This window comes from Sphingobacterium sp. GVS05A, assembly GCF_019969845.1.
Taxonomy (GTDB): domain Bacteria; phylum Bacteroidota; class Bacteroidia; order Sphingobacteriales; family Sphingobacteriaceae; genus Sphingobacterium.
The window spans coordinates 65,687-89,993 of the sequence record NZ_JAHXYR010000003.1 but is presented as its reverse complement, the minus strand read 5'-3'; the positions used below and the strand labels follow the sequence as shown (position 1 = coordinate 89,993).

Genomic DNA, 24,307 nt, shown 5'->3' with positions numbered 1-24,307 from the left:
TGGCCCGTTCGTCTAGGGGTTAGGACGCAAGATTTTCATTCTTGAAACAGGGGTTCGATTCCCCTACGGGCTACAAAAAAAACAAAAAATCCTGCAAACAAAATTTGTAGGATTTTTTACTTTTACGGCCTAAATGCAGTAGTACCTCCAGCCTTATCATATATATCCACAAAGAGGTCTATTATTATTGGTCTTAAACAAATAAGCTAATTTGTGTCTTGCAGATTAATAGCACAATGCAAGATATAATGAGAGTAAATAGAAGCCACTCCAAATATGGAGCGGCTTTTATTTACTCTAGATAATAAAATAAATGCCATATATCGCTACAGACCTTTTACATATATTTCGGCGATAGCAGATGAAGGAGGACGGTTACTCTCAGTAACAATACATTTCAAATAACGTGCTTTCGTCGTCGGAATATTGGTCATAAGTGTATGTTTAGGATTATTTGTACCAAAGTCAACTTTGCCTACTGGAATATAGGTTTTATTATCGGTACTGACTTCAAATAATACCGTTTTCAGATCATTGTTTGCTCGTCTTATGAGCTCTATCGCCATCATTTCTTGCTCTTTACCCAAATCAATGATTAAGAAATGGGGTAGTGGCGGTTCTCCCCCCATCCAAATGTTATGCCAAAAGGTCTCCGTTTTACCGTCCAGAATATTCTCTTTTTCACCTCCACCGATCCATTCGGATGAAGCCTGGATTACTTTCCATCCTGTACGAACGATATCTGGTGGTTGAAACGAAACGGGTATCAATATGGTTGATGCTTCGGGATTAATACTATTTTTGGAAACAGATTTGATCCGTAGAGGCAAGGCATACTCTCCAAATAAATTTGTGGTTCCACTAACAAGTCCCTTCCTGATAATCGTAAAATCAAAGGTTGCCTTATTTTTCTTCTCTCCAACTTTATAGGGCATCTGCGGCAACTGATAAGCTGCCTTTGGAAGCAATTTCAATCGTTTATCCTTTTCTTCCTCCTTTATCGTTGCATTATATGCATCTAAAGCAGCTGGATACTCCTCGATTTCATAATCAAGACTCCACTGATTAGGATAGTTTGTTGCGACCACTGCTTCCCCTTTTATCTGTTCGGCACTTGTTGGCGTCAATTTGACCAGATCAAGTTGCAAACCCGGAGAGATAAACTCCAAAAAGGGATCTTTGACAATAGGTATTAGCAAAACGACTCCCATCTCTGGCTTAAGTGGCTGCAACAAGCCACCCTTAGACTCGATACGGCAAGGAAGCACATATTGCTCTTTGTATTTCCCTTGTAGCGCTTTTATTTTCTCACTATCGAAGATAAATGGAACATCTCGCTGCGTGTCTTTATCTCCAAATGTCAAAACAGAATTGCCCATTGTATAACAATCTGCTGGAAGCAGTTTATAATTTGTCCCCTCCTTTGCGTTGTAATCTGCAAGATAAGCTTCGTCAAGCTGAAAATTTACTGTTGTAGCTTTCTGCCCAATACCCGCCTTTATTATTGTCACATTGTAATCAAATTTTCCCCAATCAAATACGGTTATTTTATTCTCTTTATAGTCGCGGATATATATGGTATCGTCTACCATATTATTCATCCGGTCATCTTTCTGACACCCATTCATTAGAAGTAGTGCAAATAGAAAAACACAATAGGATATATAATTTCTCATCATCTTCAGTTTTAATAAATAACTACCATCCATAATTTTGTGTAATATGAATCATTTCACTCAACTGCTTTTGTTGTATCGGGAAGAAATAATGCTTAGGCTGGAATGTCCGTTTGCCAGGAAATACATCCTTCGTCCTTTCCCATGAAGATTCATAGTTTGTTGCCGCTACATTACGTGTATAGTAAGGTTCATTCATTTCCTGCTCCGCTGTCATCCAAGTCCTTAAATCTAAGTAGCGATGTCCCTCAAATGCGAGCTCTACCATCCGTTCCTTCCGAAGAAGTGTTCTAAGCATTTCTTTATCGCCCAATACTTCGGGGTACGCTACCTCTAAATTATTTAAGCCACTACGTTGACGAACGAGATTGACATACTTTAAGGCCTCGGTTTCATTCCGATTTGGTTTTTCGTTACATGCCTCTGCATAGTTGAGGTATATCTCTGCAAGCCGATAATAGGGCCAAGCAAATTGTCCCCAATTTCCAGCTTCAATGTCATTGGTCGGGTCGCTCATTCTCCGCCAGAGGTAGCCTGACTTCACACAGTCGCCTGTCTTTGTATAAGAAGAAGTACCGCCTTCAAAAAATGTCACCTGTCTAGGCTGAGGCTTCGGATTTGTCCAATACATACCGCTTGCTAGAATGGATGCATAGAATCTGGCATCCCGTCCAACACAGCTGTTATGGGCTTTAAATGAAGCAAAATTATCCAAAGGATGTACATAGTTGTCTGTAAAACCAACCTCTTTATACCCCGATTTTTCATCAATAATCGGCTGGCCATTAGCTCCATACGCTGTAACTGGGTAACGACCAGAACTTGCCATTGGATATGCATCCACCAATTTAAGCGATGGAGCATAACCTCCATAACCGATAGTCACCACTTTTGGTGGGGCTGTACGCACATTATAGTTAAACCCATCATCCGACCAACGTCCCCATATCACCTCGGAATTCCATTTATCAAAATAAATCCCCATATACGATTTTATCGCGTGACGAAAAGGATCTTTTTCTTTGGTATCCACATATAAGGAATAAAGATTCAAATCAATGACATCCTTGGCTGCTTTTGCCGCGAGTTCCCATTTATTGGCATCCGCTGTCTGGGGAAAAAGAAATTCGCTGTCTTTATTTTTCAAGCCGACATAGAGTTTTGCGCCATTAAATAAAGGCCGTGCCATATACAATAACAGTTCTGCTTTCGCCGCCATTACTGCACCTTTGGTTATACGACCATACCAGGCCTGATCTGTGATTTCCTGTGGTAATATAGCCGTTGCCTTATCAAATTCGGAGAGAATGAAATCGACATTGGTCTGTAATGGCATCCGATCTACAGTCTTTGGATCAATTTTATCATCTGCAGCACGATCTCCCCAGACAAATACCGGTCCATATCGCCGCAATAGTAAATAATAGAAGTATGCTCTCAGAAAACGAGCCTCCGCTTTCATCGTGCTTTTTACGGATGCGCTCAATTCAACATTTTTATCGACATTATTGATAAAGACAGTTGCCTGGTTGATACCTCTATAGTTGTGTTCCCATGTTGCATAATCAGTTGTCGTTACCCCCCAAGCGCCATTAGCGAAATTGAGCCAAGGCACCCATGAAACCCAAGAGAATAGGGCCTCATCACTGAGTGGTACATTTCCACCTTCACTATAGAACATATCATGTTCTATAGGCAGATAGCCATATACCTGAGCGAGGTACTGTTCAGTGGTCTTACGTTTGTTAAAGACTTCGTCGAGTGTCATTTGATTTTCCAAATCAACATCAAGGTATTTGCTGCAGGCACTGAAGAACACTGGTAGCAAAATGCAAGACAGGAAGTATAAATATTTTTTCATCGTTTCTTTCATTAAAGTGTTACACTTAAACCTATATTAAACACACGCATTTGAGGGTAACTACTTCCAGAAACCGTTTCCAGTTCGGGATCCCACATCTTGAACTTGCTGAATGTAAACACATTCACTCCCTGCGCATAGAGGCGTACAGCCGACATTTTCCATTTTTGTGTCCATTGTCTAGGCAAAGTATATCCAAATTCTAAATTCTTTAAGCGCATAAAGCTCATATTTCGTTGCCATAAAGTAGATGGTCTTGAGTTATTGGCAATATTAAATGACAATCGCGGATAAGCTGCATTTGGATTTGGATTATCAGCACTCCAACGGTTATCCGCCACATCAGCATAAATTTGTCCATATCCCCAAATATTTCCTGTTTGTCCGTATAAAGGACCTCCAGCTATAATTCGAGTTATTTGGCCCACACCATGAAAGAAAGCCGCGAGGTCAAAACCTCTCCAGGAAACACTCGCCCCAAATCCATAATTCAATTGTGGCATTTCAGTGTCACCGATTGCCACCATATCTTCATCTGTGACTTCTCCATCACCATTGATATCTCTATATTTCACATCACCAGGGCGTATAACATCACCATATCGCTGAATTGGACTATGTGCAATTTCCTCTTCGGATTCAAAAAGCCCTAAAGCGATCAGGCCTCGTTGCTGTCCCCAGCGTTGCCCTACTTCCGATAAATATGGCCATCTTGGTGTAGGCTTATCATCGAATAGTTTTTTATTTCTGTTGTACGTAATATTACCTCTAGCCTGTATGCCCAATTCTCCTTGTTGATGATTAAATTCAAAAGAACCCTCAATACCTTTATTTTCCATTTGACCTATATTGACATAAGGTTTTACATTGATACCTACAATCGAAGGGACGCTTTCCTGAACGATATAAATCCCATCTCTTTTCTCAGCAAAATAATCCGCCTGGATCGTCAGTTTGTTGAATAGGCCTAATTCCAGTCCAACATTTCGTTTTAATGCGCTTTCCCAGGCTACAAGCGGATTCCCCGGGTAACCCGTAGCGATCCCTTGAATCCAATTTTTCCCTCCAATACCAAAAGAATAAGCTCCTTCCAACTTCATCTCGGAATTGTAAGCAAATCGACGGCTACCGCCAATCTTATCGCTACCGATCCGACCAATAGATCCTCGTAACTTCAAAAAATTGACAACAGGTAATAAGGGCTGAAAGAAGTTTTCGTTACTCAGAATATAACCTAAAGCCAAGGACGGGAAAAAACCAAAACGTTTCTTTGGAGCAAAATTTTCAGAACCATTATAACCAAAGTTTCCTTCAATAAAATAAAGATCCTGATAGGAATAGGTCAGACGCGAGGCAATACCTGTATTCCGATAAGGGAAAGCGGCGATGTAATCATTACTGGGAAAGTTATTCGTCCGTTCGCGCATAGAAAAAAGAAATAGTCCTCCTACTCTATGTTTTCCACCATATAACTGATCATACATTAATGAACTTTCAAAGTTGGTAGCTCTTTCGCCCGAGTGCCAATCTGCTAAACTTAAATAATCACTGCCATTGCCATTGTCCTTTAAAATCAGATTTCCTTCACTGTCTCTGGGATTGGCCTTATCAACATAATAGGTTGTCGGGCTCTTCCTTTTATCCAATGTGGAAGAATTTTTAGCGTCCCAAGAAAATTTAACATTCGCTTTTAGTCCTGGTGTTATCAATTCAGAAAAGTCCTGCGTTACTCCGATCAACGATTGTGCGTTATTCCAAAAATCTTTTGAAAAGCCCGTTGTATTGAGGGCATAATATGGATTATTCCCGCCTTGTGGTTGAGCATAAGCACCATTAGAAAATTGGATTGGAGTCGCTACTGGCGTTGTGTGTAATACCATTTCGTACATTCGCCAAAGGTCCACCCCCAGTCTATTTTTTGTTTCGTACTGGTTTGAAAGATTTAAATTTACTTCTGTGGAACGAGAGAGTCTAATATCTACATTTGAACGGAAATTGATCCGATCAAAGTTTACCGAAGGATCATAGTTTGATGTCCTCCTGGGCTGAAAGATACCATTTTCCTTCATATAAGAACCCGACACATAATATTTAATGAAATCACCACCTCCAGTAACATTTACATTCAATCGTTCGTTGGAGGTCCTTTTCTTAAAAATCTCTTGCATCCAATCTACGTTAGGATAGACGTCAGGATCCACTTTGTTCACATACTTGTCAATCTCATCCTGTGACAATTGAATTTTACCTGAAGCTTCGTAATTGATGTCATTATAATAATCTAGCCACTGTGCTGCATTTGCCAATTTAGGTAAAACACCGGGCTGTAATATACCTCGTTCAATACGTGCATTGATAAGTGGCTTATCACTCTTCTTACCCCTCTTTGTTGTAATAAGTACGATTCCATTTGCCCCCCGCACCCCATATACGGCCGTTGCTGTAGCATCTTTTAGAATGGAAAAGGACTCCACATCCTCAGGATCCACCAAGTCCATGGGCCGTTCGATACCATCTACTAAAATCAATGGCCCAGTGCTTTCGCCGAAGCTCGCTACTCCCCGGATCCAAAAAGAGGTGCCTGATCCCGGTTCTCCAGATCCCTGTACAGTGACCACCCCTGCCATCTGTCCGGCTAAAGCACTACTGATTTTTGCAACTGGGGTTTTCAATTGCTTTGGAGAGACCGAGGATATTGCGCCTATCACACTGAGTTTGCGCTGCTTTCCATAAGCGACAACCACCGCTTCCTCCAAATCACTTACTGCTGCCACTAAGGTCGTATTGATTTGGCTGGAACTACTTATCATATGTTCAACTGATTGGTAGCCCACCAAGGAAAATATAAGTATCTTGTGTTGATCTTCTACTTCCAAGCTATATCGTCCCTGTGCATCGGTCTTTGTTGCCACACTTGTCCCTTTGACCGCAACGGTGACGCTCTCCAATGCATTCCCCTTTACATCTGAAACGACCCCGGTAATCTTTTTTTTCTGTACCCAAGCGGCACTTTGTAGCAGATTTGACGATACAGGTTTTGCAATGATCAATACTGTATTCAGATTTAGCTCATAAGCGAGGTTTCTTTCGGTCAAAAACTCGTGCAGGACCTCCTTAAAGTTTCTATTCTTTGCTTTAATGGTTACCCGCTTCTGTTTATCGATTAATTTATTATTGTACAAGAATTCGTACCCCGTTTGTTTTTGAATCTCATCCAGGACATCCACCAAATGTCCGTTTTTTATATCCAAGGTTACTTGTTGGCCAAAGCTAGCTGCATGGACATGCACCATGGAGATGATGAGGATTAGTATACATACTTTCATCCTGATAAATGCTTTTACAAAGAATTTCTGTTTAAAAAAGCAACTTTTGCTATTCCTTTTATACATTTGTATAGGTTTGGTGTTAAATGGTTTATAACTCAATTAGGTCTATTTAATTGCTAAGCATCGATCGGGAGTGTTACGAGCACTTCCGATTACTTTTAGCTTCATCTCGTATTGTCACATAACAAGGACCCTCCCATCCTGAATTTTAAATTTATAATTGGATGTCTTTTCGAGCTGCTTAAGTAAATCTGAGAGCCTCTTGGTTCTTTTTATCATAGCAGTAAATGTGTCTGTTGAAGTAGATTGTATCCTGATCTCCTTGATATCATACCATTCTTTTACTTTTTGAAGCACTGTTTCTATATCATCTTCTGTAAAGCGGAAAAAGCCATCACGCCAAGCCAAGATCTCTTTTAGATCAGCCTTCTTCAATACAATCTGTTGTTGTTGTGGATCTGACTCAGCTTGCATACCCGGAGCTAGAATTTTATGGGCACTGCCCAAGCTGACCTCAACTTTACCTTTGATCAAAGTCGTCAGGGTTTTGGTTTTGGTTAAATCAGATGACACATTAAACTGTGTCCCAAGGACTTTAATCCGTGTTTGCTTTGTTTCTACGATAAAGGGCTTCGCAGGATCATGGGCGACATCAAAATAAGCTTCACCATTTAAGAAAACTAACCTACTGGCGGTCTCAAAATGTACGGGGTAAGTTAAACTGGATCCTGAATTCAAATGTACCTTTGTTCCATCAATTAGTTGTAGCGTCAAAGCACTCCCTTTGGGGCTATGCAATGTCCTCTTTTCAGAACTGCGCTCACCATGTTTCAGCTGGTATAGTAGCGTTCCATCGCTGTCCCTGACAATAGTCAGGTTACCCTTGTCCAATGACTCGGGATTATCGGCAGAAATCGAATATTGCTCACCTGTAGAAAGTGTAAGTATGGGGGCATTCCCATCAGGGAGAGCGATCTCATTCGTTAAAACCTGTTTAGGATCTGTTATCGGCGCCGCTTCGCGCTTTACAAAGTATACAATTGAAAAACAAAAAAGAACAACTGCAGCCGCTAAACCACCCCACTTGACATAGCTTGTTCTACCTCTTCCACTGTATGCTGATTCTTCTTTGTCTTCTTGAATACGATGGGAAAGCTGCTCGGCCACGCTATCCTTGTCAAATAGTTCTGAACGAACTGGAACCTTCTCTTCTAGGCTCTCAAGCAGAGATGAAAACTGGGATTCATCCAGATCATCCAATTGATCTAACATCTCTTTTAACTCAGTCCGCGAGATTGTATTTCGGAAATAATTGGTCAGCAAATAGCGTAGTCTTTCTTCTTGCATGGTCAAATTGGTTGGTACTTTCTAAGTTTATTTTAGACGGTACACCACAAAAGCAAAAAAGGACTACATGAAATATTCTTTTTTTAAAAAAAATAAAAAAATAGGGATAATAACAGGTTTCTTCCAGATCGGACCTGTTTCAGGGATTTCGACGCTCGGGCAAGGTGATTTTTTACCGTGTTTTTAGAGAGGTTCAGTTCCTCGGCTATTTGTTGACAGGAAACTCCATCTACCCTGCTCAAGGTAAATATAAGTTTTTGTTGAGCTGGCAACTGGGAAAGGTAACCCTCAATTTCCTCGGACAGCTCTTTTCGCTCGACCATTCGATCAGCGGTATCCGATTGGCTTTCGATGTGATATGCTAATCGTTCAAAAGCAGCATGCGAACGCTTAATACTCCTTAATTTGTTAAAGCACTCTCTTTTGGCCAAAACATATAGAAATGGCCAAAGATCCAAATCTTGTTTTAAGCTCATACGATTGGTCCACAACTTAACAAACACTTCCTGCACAATATCTTCGCTCCACCCCGTATCTTTCAGCAAATGAAAGGAAACATCAAAGATTCGATCTGCATACAGCTGGTAAAACTGTAGCAAAGCGACCTCACTTCCCATAGCGAGATCCTGAATCAAATTAGCTTCATAAAATTCTTTTCTCATAACCCAAGTCTCAACGCTTCAGTATATTGGTCGTTTTCCTTTTCCGGTAAAAAGCAGTGCTGTTGAGACAATTTAGCAATTATTTCAACAGCACTGCTTTTTTTATTTAAAGTTTCATTTTCTCATAAAATTAATTACTTGCGCATCAGCTTATAATCTATATTATTTTTTTGTTTCACCTAAGTCCTGCAACTTCTTTTTTATTAAACTTATTGATATACTGACTTTAACCTGAATGCATCAACTTAATAAATAGCACCTGGAGCAGCCTTTTCCTGCAATTCTTTATATTGCAAAATCTTCTGCAATACCTCAGGATTTTCGATAACCTTTGGTGCAAACCTCGAACTATTCATATAGGAGAGTATGGATTGCAGCATCTGTTTTGCAACAGGTCGCTGGTCCAAATCAGTCGCGAGATCAAATGAAGCTACCATCAGTTTGCCATTCCCCACTGTCCCCTCAAATAGTGAAGCCAATTTTCTATTGTTTGCAAAATTATCTATCATCTCAACAAGAGTTTCGCCGCCTTTGATCTGATCCATCAACATTGTTGTCGATTTGATCTGTAAGTCCCACCATTGCCAATCGGTATGTCCCTCTGTCGGAAAATCAGCGAATACAGGATGTTTTGGATCACAGAGCAATCCCATTGTCCCAGCCTGCTTCGGAAAATGTACCGGGCTCCAAAATACCGGAACAAACTTGCCTTCTATACCTGTAATTTTTTTCCAATCAGGATTTAAAAGAACCTTTTTACCTGCCTGCAACAGCCGTAAAGCTTCGTCCAGCTCCCTTGTATAGCTTACATCAGCAAAATCAATTTGATTTTCTTTAGGATACACCCATATATTCCAATGATTTTCATAGCTAGTGCCTTTGAGATTAATATGAACTGTCAACTTTTTGGCTTGTTGTATCGCCTGCAGTGGGACTTCAAAGCGGCCTACATTCCCGTTGTACCCCTGACCTACGACTGTCTGAAAGAGGCCTTTTGCAACAGTTTTCGTACCATCTTTCATAGACCACTCGACCAACTGATCGCACAATGCTGCACCTCCATAATTGCTGATATCTAAAATCCCCTCAAATACTTCATCATTGGTATATACGGCTTTGGAAAACTGGAGCAGGGGAACTACTGGTGCACAAAACTGTCTAAATTCAGCCGCCGAAAGAATGTTCTTACTATCCCAAAAGGCATCCAATAGTCCCACCAAAGCTGTACCTTGGCCCGGAAAATCATGGAGATCCAATAGTTGATAACCACTGATGCCTGGTGTTTTTAAGGCCCGTTCCAGCTCTTCTTTATAGAGAATTGCTGCCAACTTGCCTGACGACATGGTATATGCCTTCGCTTTATGCAATAAACCCTTGCGTTTCAGATCTTCGGCTACAGCAATAAAGTTTAAAGGCTTTAAAACACCTGTGTACTTTTTGATCTCCTCCAAATTGGGATAAACAGCATATTGCCCGATCTCATGAGTAACCACAGGAATAGAAACGCCATCCAATGAAGCGCTGTAATTTTTATTAAAGACAGGAGGTTCACTATTAAAGACCCCCTGCCCTCTCACCCATCCCTTTGCCGTCCACTGCGTAATCAGAAAATCGTCAAAGGGTTCGCCGACAATTCCATGTGCTTGTTGGAAAGTAAATGATGTCGCTGTATATAGATGTCTCTTATCTTTATCTTTCAGTTTTTTTACCAGTGCGTTAAGGGCATCGAAGTCACCACTCAGCTCATTTCCCATACTCCAAAAGCAAAACGATGGATGATTGCCATATTGCCTGATCATCTTATCAGCTTCCTCATATAAAAAACGTAGCACTGCATCATCCTTACCAGCATTATTTTCCCAGATAGGCAATTCGACCTGAAGATAGAACCCCATTTCATCAGCTACAGCAAAAGCTGCTTCCGGAGGGCACCAAGAATGGAACCGTAAATGATTGAGTCCCCATTCCTTTGCAGTCAAAAATACCTTCTTCCATCCTGCTTTGTCCATTGGGGGATGCCCTGTCAACGGAAAAATACTGCATTCCAATGTCCCCCGAAGAAACAGAGGCTGCCCATTGATTTTCATGATCGTTCCCTCCCTTGACAATTCACGCATACCAAATGATGTACTCATCACATTGACTCCCTCACCCGATTGGCACTCCACTTCTACATCATAGAGATTTGGTGAAAATTCGCTCCATGTGCGGATATTTGCGCCCAGATCATAGCTCAATTGTATAGTGGAATCACCAGGGGCTAATAAGACTTCCTTTTCTTTTGTCGGAAGATACTTCCTCTCACCCTTAAATTTGGTTCTTACCCGAAGTGTACTACTGGTATTTCTTTGTGTTTTATTTGAAAGAACTACCAGCAGGTCCACACGTTTTGCTGTCAAAATCGGAAAAGTACTTACTTGCTTGATATGAACTCGATCTAATGCTTCAATGTACATCGAACCGATCATTCCGTTCCACATAATCTGGGTATGATCCGTATAAGCATGTGCCATATCATCGACACTGATCGCCAGCTTCTTGCGGTTATCAATACGTATAGTCAGACGATGCTTTTTTCCAGCCTTTAACAAAGAACTTAAATCAAATTCATGCGAGCCTACCAGACTGCGCTGTTTTTGCGGAATTTCCACTCCGTCAACCCAGACATTAGACTCCCATATAATCCGCTCCAGTTTCAGGATCATTTCTTTACCCACCCAGCCTTTCGGAATAAATAGCTCCTTGCTGTACCAGGCTGCCCCCACATACCGATGTTTCCTTGTCAGATGTGAAAGTTGGGGTTTTGTTAGTGCCGGTGTTAAGCTATTCGCAGTTCCCAGTCCTGCATCGTCGGTTGTCCCAGGTAATTTAATGGGTGTTGTGAAAGACCTATTAGTCCAACCGTTCTTCACCCCCATATCCTCGGGGTCAAGTTGTGCACTCCATTGTCCGGCAAGATTGAGCCGATGCCCTCCAACTGCCAAAACGCAGTAGCTCTGTAGAAGAGCAAGCAATAAAATGAGATAACGATGCATGTCTGAATTTAATTATTTAGGGTGACTTCCGCTATAAAAGAGCGCAGTATTGATAAACAACCCTGATGATTGGGCTCTAATTGCCTCACCTGTGCAAGATATTCCTTAGCCAGATCCAAATCTCCTTTACCTAAGTAACCTAAACCCATTACGTACAAGCAATGAATCTTATTTTTATGGTCAAGGTCATCCTCCCAGATATCCATATCAGGCAATGAAACTGCAAAATAATCGATTTTAAAAGGTTTGTCCAAATAGGTTTTACCATGATCAATTAGACTTTGGAAACATTGTTCAGCTCTTTCTTCTTGTTTGAGCTCAAGCCAAGCCAAGCCTTGAAAAAAGATCTTATCCGGTTGTGGATCATTATAAAAAAGAGCCTGTTGAGGTTCCTGAGCCCCCAGCGTAGCTTTGATGAGATAGGCTCTTGCCTTCTCCTCATTTCCCAATGAACGGTATGCAACGCCTTTGTAGTAATAAATATCGTTTTCCTCCATTGTAATCAGTTTACCCTCACCAAGATTATGTGGATAGCTGTCAATAGCTGTCAACAGGGCTAAGGCACTCTTCGGATCATTGGCTTTTAATTTTTCTTTTGCCAGCTCCAGATGACAGATTGTATATTGACGGGACACCTTCCCTTCTCCGCCTTCCCAAGGTTTAAACTGTCGGGAAGCCAGTAATTGCCGAGCCTCTTCGTATCGCCCCAGAAGATTGAAAAGTGTAATCCGTTCCAAGAAAAGATCATCTCGACTAACGACAAGATCTGCATAGCGATCCAATAGCGTCAATCTTTCCGCGTAATTGTATCCTTGTTTCTTATAGAGCTGGTGAAGTTCCATCAGCAGCCGTGCATCTGTCTCATCCAATGCGAATGCTTTTTCAAGCAAAGCAATAGCCTCCTCTTTTCGATCCATTCGATTATAATAGGCCAGAGCCAGATTCCGGAAAACGGTAGGGAATTGTTGATCCAATTGTATTGCTTGCTCCCAGCAGTCTACCGCATCTTGATGTTGTCTCTTGCCGTACCATAGATTCCCCAGGTAGTAATATGCTTTTGCATCGTCATTTTTGTTCAGGATTGCATCCTGAAGTATAACGATCTCTTCCAACCGATTTGGGAAGCAATAAGTCGGGTCCATGATACGCGCTTTGTCATAATAGGCTTTTGCTTGATCATTCTGTCCGATACAGGCGTTAAAATAACCCAGCGCATAATATATCATTGGATATACCGTTTGCGGATCATCGATTGTTTTTTCCAATAACTGGATGGCTTCCTCATACAGACCAGCTTGAGCAAAATCCAGCGCATATTCCACCACACTCTGTACATTGATTTTACATAAATCTAGAATAGGCAATAATATAGTCTCGTCCTTTGTCAGCAGGTACCATTCAAATTGACAGCCCATATTAAATGGATCTATTTCCAGAGAATCTTTAATGTAACCCAACGCTTCATCTACCCGCCCCAGTTTTCTTAAAATCGAAGTTTTTAATTGCCGGGCTTTATGATGCTCCCAATTTCGGTTTATTGAACGTTCTATTTTTTCCAAAGCAACGTCCCACTGTCCACACGTTGCATCTATCTGTGCAAGACCAAAATAACCTGCATCCTGCCAGGCAGCATTCCAGGTTGCCTTGTAAAAAGCGGCATAGGCAACTTCCAGCTCACCGGATAATTGTAAAGCTAAGCCTAGATTATAATAGGCCTCGCCATCGTAAGGATTTGGATTACGTTCGGTAAGTCGCTCAATTGCGGTACGGAAGTAAGGGATGGATTCGGCGATCTTTCCATTTCTCAATAGAAGAGCACCCATTGCATTGTTACATCGTACATCATGCGGATCCCGTCGCAATGCCTCAAGATAGTAATCCACAGGGCTATAGGTTGCGTGCCGATATTGTTCAAGATGCTGTCCTGTCAGGAACAATTCCTCCACGGATTGAACATCCCCTGGTATTGACGCAGCTTGAGCCGGTTCTGGGATATCCGTAATATCTTTTTGTTTTTCCAATTGATAATGCAACATTTCATTTTGATCACTATCATAAACCGATAGAATCAAATCAAATGGATCACTCTGCAAATCGGAAACAGTTTGTTTATAAATATCACGAGGGGAACAATTGATCTTTTCCTCCAGATATATTCGCCCTTGCTTATCCCTCAGAACAACATTAAGTCCTTCAAATGCAGCTGTTGCATATAGAATAATGTCGGCACGCTGCTGATGGACCTCCATATTGAGGACAAGATCTTTCGTTGCATTCTTCACATGACCAACAGCCGCATAGGGCATAAAATATTGTGACCATGATTTCACCTCATAAGGCTGTAACCAAGCAAAATCAGGTTGATTGTCGGTGTAAACACCTGCCATTAATTCGATATATGGACCATTTTCGTCTGTCAGATTCCGGTCCCAAGCTAAACCAAAATCACCGTTACCCCATGTCCATTGTTTCTTTCCCGGAGAAATGTGGTGGTCCGCAACGTGTAACATCCCCGCATTGGTGTCTCCCGCTTCGTAACCGCCCACAAAATTATATTTTGATTGGATGGCCATATAGGATGTCGGAACAGGAATATTTTTGTATTGTGCGATATCAACTCCAGCTGAATAATCGTATTTATAATAGGTTCCTGTCGCGATCGGAAATGTTGAAACTTCTCTTTTGCCATGATCAAAAACTGCATTTACATCAGGTGGAAAAACAGAGTAATAGTCGTCATTGACGACAACAGCTGGATTGGCCCACCAGAGGAAAGTTTGCGGTAAGGCCGTGCGGTTATAGACCTGCACCTTTATTTCAATAAAGGCTTTGTCGGGATAAAGTGTAAATCCCTGCATGGCCTTCATGCGAAACATGCGTTCGATTTCATTGCACCATACGGTCACACTGCCATCTGTATTATGTTCAACTAAATATTCTGTTGGCATAAAGGTTGTTGGCCGGTGATGCTGAGGCCAGTTGAACTCGATTCCCCCAGAAATCCAAGGACCTGTAAGCCCTACCAGAGCCGGCTTTATCACCTCATTATAATAAACAAAATGCCGTTCTCTGACTTTATCATAGGCCATGTGGATCCTTCCGCCGAGTTCAGGCAGAATCATCACTTTGATATATTCGTTTTCAATAAATAGTGCCTGGTAGATCTTATCCTGTTTCTCATCACTAATTTTTTCAATAATGGGATAAGGATATACCACACCTGAGCTACCTTGGTACACACGTTTTTCAGCAAAAATCGGATTTTTTTCCATCGTACCAACCTCGTAGGTTGGTATCGCCACAGGTTCCTCCCAAACTTTTACTATACCGCGCTGATCGACTGTGGATTTAATGAGATAACGTGTCAATTCTGTCATGTTCTAAAGAGCTATTAGGTTATATACTGTAAGTTGATTTAATTATAAAAATGGATTCCCATATGCAAAAATCAGGGTGTTATGGCTTCATCAGACCATTCCTGTTCAATTTCCTCGAGACTTTTGCCTTTGGTCTCTTTCAATTGCCTCCATAAAAAGACATAGCCAATCAAGCAGACTATTCCATACAGCCAAAATGTGCCCGCCGCTCCCAAGCTTTGGTTCAATATCGGAAAGGTATAAGTAAGTACGAAACATGCTATCCATAATAGCGAGGTAGCTATAGCCATAGCTTGAGCTCTAACTGCCGTAGGGAAAATTTCAGCAATGATAACCCAGGTCACCGGTGCTAATGTCATCGCATAAACCGCAATTCCAGCTAATACCAGAAGAAGTACAAAGATGCCGCTGCAATTGAAATAGTAGCAAGCACCTAAAGCCGCATAAATACCAAAAAGTCCGGCTGCACCAAACAACATTAATCCGCGACGCCCGACCCTATCGACCATATACATTCCTACGAAGGTAAAGATGACATTGATCACACCGGTTATAATAATATTGAAGAGCATCCCTGAAACCGTGTATCCCGCAGCTGTAAAAATCTCTTGCGCATAATTAAAGATCACGTTGATGCCACACCATTGTTGAAAGACTGCGATAAAACTTCCGAGCAGCAACAACTGCAGTAATTTCCCCTTAAATAGGTTCCTTTTCTTTAGTTTATCATGGTTTTTAGTAGCGGCATCAATGGAAGCCATGTTTTCGTAAGCATAATAATCACCACCCATCCGCAAAAAGATACGTCTGGCCTCTTCATGTTTTCCTTTATTGTATAGCCATCTGGGGCTTTCTGGGATCAGAAAAAGTAGCAATAAAAAAATAACTGCTGGAATCGCTCCTGCCCAAAACATCCACCGCCAGCCCTGCTGTCCATTCCATGTTGTCGCGATAACCTCATCAGGTAACACAGGTTTTGCAATTAGCCAATTGACAATCTGCGCAGCGAGTATACCCAATACAATCGTCAGTTGGTTGATCGAAACAAATTTTCCACGACTCTCCGCAGGTGCTATCTCAGCAATATACATCGGCGCCAAATTGGAAGCTACGCCTATGCCGATCCCCCCTAGCACTCGATAGATAATAAAGATGTTAAGGTTAGCAGCCATACCCGTCCCTACCGCAGAGATAATAAATAGAATTGCGGCTGTATAGATCAATGGTTTTCGTCCAAAACGATCTGCCAAACCTCCTGAAAGCAATACGCCGATAAAGCTGCCTACAATCGCTGACGACATCGCCCAACCTTGAAGCACTGGGTCAGATTCCAAATGAAAATATGCCTCATAGAAAGGTTTCGCCCCTCCAATGACAACCCAATCATAGCCAAAAAGAAACCCACCAATAGCGGCCACAAAAGTGATTAACAGCAAATACGTCGTCGCAGTCTTTTGCATAAGAATTTACATATTTAGATTTATTGACGTAAAATTACAGGAATACTGCATGAGAATCATGTAAGTGAACACGATAAACATGTAAAATATTATTATTTTTACAGCATACACCAAATTTCCTAACTTATGATTCGAGATACGGATGTCATTGCAGAAGGATTCAAAGGAGAGAAAGCTATTGTGCTTCCTTATTCCGTGTGCAGCTTTCAAGCACAGAATAATATCACTTCAAAATTGCATATCACACATATCGGCTACTATCCGACTGCAAAAAAGCATTATCGCGATAGACAGGAAGGCTGTACAGAATATATTTTGATCTATTGTGAGAAAGGCCGCGGTTGGATCAAACAAGACGAAATAATGTATAATCTCTCCCGGAACGACCTTTATATCATTCCAAAAAATACAACACATTCCTATGGATCCAAAGCCAATGATCCCTGGAGTATTTATTGGATTCACTTTCAGGGCACGGAGGCTTCCCTTTTTGAAAACATAATCGGACAGATCATTCATATCAATGATACCGACTCAAATAAACATACTGATCGTTTTCAGCTGTTCGAAAGTATTTACAAAAATTTGGAAATGGGCTATAGTCCAGAGAATTTAGAATACACGAGCTTCTGCCTTCAATATTTTTTGGCATCTATCAAATATTCCACTCAATACGAGGAAAACAATCGAGTTAAAGTCGATAATATCATTCAGGATATCATCATGTTTATGAAGGACAATCTGGAGAACAACATTAGTTTAGATGAAATTTCAGCACATTTCAGTTATTCAAAATCGCACTTGATTAACCTCTTCAAGCAGAAAACATCCTATCCACCCATGGTATACTACAATCAATTACGTATGCAAAGAGCCTGTTCGTATTTACAATTTACGTTGCTGAAAATTAAAGAGATCGCTTTCAAATTGAATTTCTATGATCCATTTCATTTTTCCAAAGCTTTTACCAAAGAAATGAAGATGTCTCCCCAAGATTATCGGAAAAAGTATCAGAAATAGTGTCGGCTAAATTATACAAGCTCACTATTCATAGGGCACAGACACCGCAAAAAAGCTTTCTCTGAAGAGTCATATTTCTAGCACAACAGTCTGCAACAGTAGTTTTTATAGAAACCCATTTAGACTGCAACTATTTCAGATAGGTTTTTGCCTGCGATTCACTCCTCGATGAAAGAAGATTGTCAGACCAAATTTATCATTCCCCTACTTCATGTTACCTCAAGGGTAGAGCTATTTTTACAGTGGAAATTTAGGTGATCTTTTTTCGAGAAAAGCAGAAACTCCTTCTTTGAAGTCATCCGTTCCGAATAAATGACCAAATGCATCCATCTCCACCTTACTACCATCCCGCTTTATATCTTCGGCGGCATTGATGGCATCTATGGCGTTGGCAACCGCAACACGTGACCGCGTAAATATTTTTTGAAGGATTTCCTCTGCTCTAGCGATTAACTTTTCTTGTGGGACAACTTCGTTAACCATACCCATTTCGTAGGCTTTCTGTGCATCAATCATATCGCCGGTCAGAATCATCTGCATCGCTCGTCCCTTTCCTATTAATGCGGGCAGGCGCTGTGTACCTCCGTAACCCGGTATTAATCCCAGCGAAACTTCTGGGAGTCCCATTTTTGCATTTTCAGAAGCGATACGTATATGACAGGCCAATGCCATCTCAAGTCCTCCTCCTAACGCATAGCCATTAATAGCGGCTATAACAGGTTTCGGAGCTGCCTCAATAAGATCTGTAAATATGATATGGCCACGCTCGCTCAACCAACGTGCCTGAACGACAGACAGGTCAGTAAACTCTTTGATATCCGCACCCGCAACAAAAGCTTTGTGTCCAGCTCCTGTCAAAATAATACCGCGCACATGATTATCTGCATTAAAGTGCTTAAAAATCTCCTGTAATTCATCGAGCGTCTCCTGATTCAGAGCATTCATCTGAGGCTCGCGATCGATTATAATATAGCCAATGCTATCTTTAACCTCATATTTTAAGTTCGAATATTGGATCATAAAGCTAAAAATTAAAATGTATGGATGCTGTGAAGGTATCTGAAGGAACCCCTTCTCCGCCTTTGTAGCTCAATCTCTTTTTATACTCTAATCTAAGCAATTTAAATATATTATCCACACCTACCAAACCTTCAACATAAGGTTTATCGCGGACCGCTTTAGTTTGAATGATACCATCTTTATCCGCTTCAAATTGAATATTTTCAGGGGTAACAAAAGGATTATTCACATCGCTTAATTTTCCATAGAAAGCCTTGAAGCCAGTAACTTCACGCCATTTCAGCCTTTTAAATAAAGGGATTCTATTGAAGAAAAAACCGTTCCAGTTGTGATAATAGGTCAATTTTAAAAACTGATCTGATGCAAATTCCGAAGTGGCCATCAAGTCAAAATTTACCAAAGGCCCCGATTTATCTCTAGTGACTTCAGGAAGCTCTAATAGGGTGTATGGCAAATGTTTCCCCCAGATCCTTCCACCTGAAAACTGAAGATCGGCCTGACCAGCTGGAGATAAAAATAATCTCTTGAACACACTAAATCGCAAAGCATCATAACTATAATCTGCTCCCCAAAAGCCTTTCAAGCCCTTGTTATATTGAAGTGTGAAAATTGGATATTTGTTCTCTACTGTCCCACGATCTAGATTATGATAAGTAAAATCCTCATTTGGAGCCCAGCGCAAGATGACTTGTAGATCGTTGGTATTTACGCGACGGATAGTGTCTGGACTAGGTAAACTATTGACATAAAATAAATCGCCCCTAGGCTGTCTACGGGTATGTGTAAATGCCGTTCCAATACTCACATGGTTACCAAATTCGATCAGATGATCAAGGCGATAGATATCATTGAATTGCCATTTATTCGGCCTGTTCTTTCCAAAGGACCTGAAAAATCCGTCACCTTTTAGAAAACCTAAATTGCGTCCCGGCTCCATGACATCGTGCTGGACGGTAAAACGCAGGTAGTTCGCTGGGAATTGAACAATACGTTCTCCATTTAATGTAAATGCTGTACTCAGATAATATTTTATTTCTTTGTCTTTATCTCCATAGGCGGTATAACCCTCAATAAATGCTTTCTCGGAAAATAAACGCGTTGTCCGACCGCTCAATCGAATACGATTGCCTTCATAGTTATTTCGACTATAGAGATACTCCAATGGTCCGAATTCAACCTTCCCAGCATTATAATATCCCTTGGCCAATAGATAGCCTAATGCTACCAACTGATTGAAGGAACGCATGTTTTGAACGGAGTCAACTTTCTGATAGGCTCCCAATTCTGCCTTGCTTAATGGTGTAGGTCTGACTTGAACTATTGGGACTTTTGTTGCAGACTGCAGCAGGTACTTTTTTTCAACAGGGACACCAACAAAATTCTCATTTGAGATTGAATCTGTCCGATGCCCCAGATACTGCGTTTCGCGCCGGCCATATAAAACGTCGGATTTACTTCCTCCAATCAACATTTTCAAATCGGTATGTACCGGAAGCATACTACCATTTTTAAATTCGCTGTACCCCAGATCAATCTGTACATCATTGATCCAGTTGATATTTGCAGTCTTTCCAATATTCAGTGTCGCCTGATGAACAGCATAACGTGTATCATCTGATATCAAAAGTACACCATAGAACAATAAATCAATCTTAGACTTACCCTCAAAATAAAGTTCGATATAGTCTTTACCAGCTATTTGAATGGTATCCTGTATACGATATTTGTAAAAGGCTGTTGCGCCAGTGGCTATCGGACTCAATATACCCTTATTCGTAACCTGTATGGTATTGACGTAGAGATCGACATCACGAAGTATTGTTTGAAAACGGGTCTGCCAATTGTCGTTATTAAAAAAACGGGGATTTAGTTCGGTTTGATTATGGCTGATAACGATCTTCTTGCTTCGGTTAGGATCATATGAAGAATAAACATTCGCATAATTTTCCTCCAAATAGAATGGTGCGATCGTTACTCCCCTAAATACAGCTGAATCTATATTCTCAAAAAGAAATCGAAATGGTTTCGGAAATTTTTTTGCTTTATCTTCTGGATTCACAAAACCAAATTGCGTCTTCTCATATTCGTCAAAACGAATTTCAGGAATACGGCTATAATGATTTTGTGAGCGATGGGCAATTACCTGCTCTATCAAAGCAATGGCAGGATCTTTCGGCTTCTTATTTTTTCGATTAATAACAACCATATCCAAGGTATTATCTTTCGCTGTCAACCGAACAGTCATTACAGAATCACGTCCACGACGTACATCAACTGTCCTTCGTTCATAAGCCACCCCCCCAAATACCAATTGCTTATATTGCTTTTTATCCAGAATCTTAAAATAACCAAGCGTATCGCTGACGCCACCACCATCCTCCCCAACCCAGTTGATGGAGACGCGACTAATCCCCTTCCCTGTCTGTGCATCAACAACCTTTCCACGGATAAATTCTTGCGCAATCGCTTCTCCTCCTATCAGTAGGAACAGCAACACACTCAAAAAGCTTATTGAAAAAGATTTAACACACACTTTAAACACCATCTGCAAATTGATAGGATTTCTTTTTTACAATATACAATTTGTATTCAAGAGTTATATCAATAAATATAAAAAAAGCATAACGAAATCGCTATGCTTTATTAAACAACAAGTATTTTAACAGAAACTTTATATTAATTTTAAAAGACAGTCCGGATATACTCCGATAAGAATTGTCAATCCAACCGCAAGCAGTAGAACAAATGAATAGTTCCACTGCACATTTACACAGGATTCTTCACTGTCTCTAAAGTACATTGCAACCACCACTTTCAAATAATAATAAACTGCGATAGCAGCATTAATCACTGCCAAAACCAGCAATACAATGTGGTAATCCTCCATAACCGAAGAGAACATCATAAACTTACCAATAAATCCTGCAGTTAAAGGAATGCCTGCAAGTGAAAGCATAGCCACCGTCATGGCAAATGCTAGCATTGGATTTCGTTTTCCTAGTCCATTGAATGCCTCAAAATGTTCGGATCCCGTTGTCTTCTTTACAAGGATCAGCCCTGTAAATGCTACAATTGTTGCGAGTGAATAGGCCAGCCCATAAGCAAAGATACTGTTGGCTGAACTCGCCCCGACAGCGATAATTGCAAACAACATATAACCAGCGTGGGATATACTGGAATAAGCCAGCATGCGCTTGAAAGAAGATTGCATTAAAGCCGAAATATTTCCGATAAACAATGTGATAACCGCTATAATCAAGAATACAGGTTCCCAGAAATCTTGTAAAGGAAGTAGACTGTAACTAAATAACCGCAATAAACCGGCAAAAGAAGCTACTTTGACCACAGTACTCATATAACTTGTTATCAGAATAGGCGCCCCATCATATACATCTGGCGTCCAAAAGTGAAATGGTGCTGCCCCAACTTTGAATGTCAGACCAACAATAAGCAATAGGATACCACCATAAAATAAGGGTGAAATCGCATGCGGATTATTTACAACATAGGCTTTTATCTCATCCAAATCAAAAGAGCCTGTGGCTCCATATAATAACGCAATACCAAACAGTAAAAATCCGGTCGAAAATGCGCCCATTAAAAAGTATTTCAGTGCGGCTTCATTTGACGCTTTATCCCGCTTACGGATACCGACTAAAATATAAAGCGCCACGGACATAATTTCTATACCCAAAAAGAGCATGGAGAAATTGTGATAGCTATTTACCAAAACAGCTCCCGTCAACGAAAATATCAGTAATGAATAATACTCTGCAACCTGTCCCCCTTCATCAAAATAACCTTTGGAGATAATAAATATGCACAAAGTAACGACGATGCATAAGACCGAAAAAGCAATCGCGTAATGATCGAAATGAACCATCCCACTGAAAAGAAGTCCCTTGTCAGCTGTCCAATCGTTCAATAGAAAACCAATCGCTACCAAGAATCCAAGGATGGAAACCGGCAAAAGCAAGGCTTTCGCTTTGAACAAGCCAAGATAAAGAACAACTAATGCTAATATTGAAAGTGTAATTATAGCTCCCATACAAATTGATATATCTATTTATCTGCCTAAAAATGTGCTTAAAACTTCCACTGAACCCGCAGAAAGATTCAATAAGAAGTTAGGGAATATACCGATATAAAGAATCAAGAAGGAGATCAAACTCAATACAACGAGTTCTCCCCCTTTTACATCTTCAAACTGCATGGTTTTGTCCGTGGTTTCACCCAACATCGTCTGCTGATAAAGGCGCAGTGTATAGACAGCCCCTAATATTAACGTTAGTCCGCCGAAAACTGCAAACCAGAATCCATATTGAAATACACCTTTCAATAACAGAAACTCACCTATAAAACCGTTGGTTAGGGGCAGTCCAACTGCACCCATACAGATAATCATAAAAAAGATCGCTAATTTCGGAGCCTTGCTCGCAATTCCGCCAAGTTCTGAAAGACTACGTGTTTGTGTACGTTGCTGCACGATATCCAGTACATAAAAAAGTCCAATGACCGAAATACCGTGATTTAACATTTGTATTGTTGCGCCACTTAGACCATTTGTATTCCAGGTGAAGACCCCCGCACTGATCAATCCAACGTGCGCAATAGAGGAGTAAGCGATCAACCGTTTGGCATCGTCCTGCTTAATGGCAATGATAGAAGCATAAACAATTCCAATGACACATAAGATCATTGCAAATTGCCCATACAAAGCAACCCCAGTAGGAACCACAGGCAATAACCAACGCATTAAACCATATACCCCCATTTTCAACATAATACCGGCCAACAACATGGTTCCGGCCGCCGGAGCATTCGTATATGTATTCGGCTGCCAAGTGTGAAACGGAAAGATTGGAATCTTAATCGCAAAGGCGATAAAAAATGCCCAGAATAACCAACGTTGTGTGTTATCCCCGAGCTCCAAAGCGATAAAAGAAGTCCATTCAAAATCGTGATTTGGTACCTGTTGATAGAGATAAAGAATTCCAATCAACATCAAAAGGCTTCCCAAAAAAGTATAAATGAAAAACTTTAGATTAACCCGAATACGATCACCTTCGCCCCATAGTGCGCAGATAAAATAAATCGGAATCAAAGCGATCTCCCAACCCACATAGAACGTAAAAGCATCCAATGCCATAAACACAAGCAGTAATCCAGCTTGCATAAAAGCCATCAATGCATAAAAATTGCCCTTATAGTCTTTAGAAAAGGTTGTCGCAATAATGAAAGGCATCAATCCATTGGTCAGCAGTATCAGCGGTAAGCTAATCCCGTCTACCCCAAGATGAAAATGAATATGCAAAGCGGAAATCCACTCCCAATTTTTTTCGAATTGCATTCCGCCATTTGGATCAAATTGACAAAGGAATGGGATAGTCAATGCGAGCGATATTATTGATAAAATCAATGCTATTGACTTGGCGGCATTGGTCTTTAATAAAGCTAAAATCAATGCACTGATTAACGGCAATAAAATAAGTAAGAAAAGGTTATCCATCGATTATACTA

13 protein-coding genes and 1 tRNA gene are annotated in these 24,307 nt (G+C 40.8%); 2 read left to right on the top strand and 12 right to left on the bottom strand.

Going from position 1 to position 24,307, the window contains the following annotated elements:
• Position 1 precedes the first annotated feature (1 nt).
• Positions 2-73: transfer RNA gene (locus tag LC454_RS08110), tRNA-Glu, on the top strand.
• A gap of 253 nt (positions 74-326) precedes the next feature.
• Here the strand turns inward: LC454_RS08110 and LC454_RS08105 are convergent.
• From LC454_RS08105 to LC454_RS08070, 8 genes are all read right to left on the bottom strand, one after another.
• The gene (locus LC454_RS08105) at positions 327-1,679 is read right to left on the bottom strand and encodes a BT_3987 domain-containing protein (protein WP_223581328.1); all 1,353 of its coding nucleotides are present in this window, start codon (positions 1,677-1,679) and stop codon (positions 327-329) included.
• Between the two features lie 19 nt (positions 1,680-1,698).
• A complete protein-coding gene (locus LC454_RS08100; RefSeq protein ID WP_223581326.1) occupies positions 1,699-3,537 on the bottom strand; it encodes a RagB/SusD family nutrient uptake outer membrane protein in 1,839 nt (612 codons plus the stop codon).
• 11 nt (positions 3,538-3,548) lie between these two features.
• Positions 3,549-6,863 carry a TonB-dependent receptor gene (locus tag LC454_RS08095; RefSeq protein ID WP_223581325.1) on the bottom strand — a complete coding sequence of 1,105 codons (3,315 nt, stop codon included), beginning with the start codon at positions 6,861-6,863 and terminating at the stop codon, positions 3,549-3,551.
• Positions 6,864-7,043: 180 nt separating this feature from the next.
• A complete protein-coding gene (locus tag LC454_RS08090) occupies positions 7,044-8,213 on the bottom strand; it encodes a FecR family protein (RefSeq protein WP_223581324.1) in 1,170 nt (389 codons plus the stop codon).
• A gap of 83 nt (positions 8,214-8,296) precedes the next feature.
• Positions 8,297-8,875: an RNA polymerase sigma factor gene (locus LC454_RS08085; protein ID WP_223581323.1), complete on the bottom strand. Its 579-nt coding sequence runs from the start codon at positions 8,873-8,875 to the stop codon at positions 8,297-8,299.
• A gap of 245 nt (positions 8,876-9,120) precedes the next feature.
• Complete coding sequence (locus LC454_RS08080) at positions 9,121-11,910, bottom strand: sugar-binding domain-containing protein (protein WP_223581322.1); 2,790 nt, start codon at positions 11,908-11,910, stop codon at positions 9,121-9,123.
• 8 nt (positions 11,911-11,918) lie between these two features.
• Entirely contained in the window at positions 11,919-15,287 is a 3,369-nt protein-coding gene (locus LC454_RS08075; RefSeq protein ID WP_223581321.1) for a DUF5107 domain-containing protein, read from the bottom strand.
• A gap of 71 nt (positions 15,288-15,358) precedes the next feature.
• Positions 15,359-16,747, bottom strand: coding sequence for a sugar porter family MFS transporter (locus tag LC454_RS08070; RefSeq protein ID WP_223581318.1), 1,389 nt, complete (start codon positions 16,745-16,747; stop codon positions 15,359-15,361).
• Positions 16,748-16,873: 126 nt separating this feature from the next.
• Between LC454_RS08070 and LC454_RS08065 the strand changes: the two genes are divergently transcribed.
• Positions 16,874-17,767, top strand: coding sequence for an AraC family transcriptional regulator (locus LC454_RS08065; protein ID WP_223581317.1), 894 nt, complete (start codon positions 16,874-16,876; stop codon positions 17,765-17,767).
• Between the two features lie 237 nt (positions 17,768-18,004).
• Here the strand turns inward: LC454_RS08065 and LC454_RS08060 are convergent, their stop codons facing one another.
• The 4 genes from LC454_RS08060 to LC454_RS08045 form a co-directional block, all read right to left on the bottom strand.
• Positions 18,005-18,787, bottom strand: coding sequence for an enoyl-CoA hydratase/isomerase family protein (locus LC454_RS08060; protein ID WP_223581316.1), 783 nt, complete (start codon positions 18,785-18,787; stop codon positions 18,005-18,007).
• Between the two features lie 4 nt (positions 18,788-18,791).
• A complete protein-coding gene (locus LC454_RS08055) occupies positions 18,792-21,332 on the bottom strand; it encodes a DUF5686 family protein (RefSeq protein WP_223581315.1) in 2,541 nt (846 codons plus the stop codon).
• 126 nt (positions 21,333-21,458) lie between these two features.
• Entirely contained in the window at positions 21,459-22,835 is a 1,377-nt protein-coding gene (locus LC454_RS08050) for an NADH-quinone oxidoreductase subunit N (protein ID WP_223581314.1), read from the bottom strand.
• Positions 22,836-22,853: 18 nt separating this feature from the next.
• Positions 22,854-24,296 (bottom strand): NuoM family protein, encoded by a 1,443-nt coding sequence (locus tag LC454_RS08045; RefSeq protein WP_223581312.1) that lies wholly within the window; start codon positions 24,294-24,296, stop codon positions 22,854-22,856.
• Between the last annotated feature and the right edge of the window lie 11 nt (positions 24,297-24,307).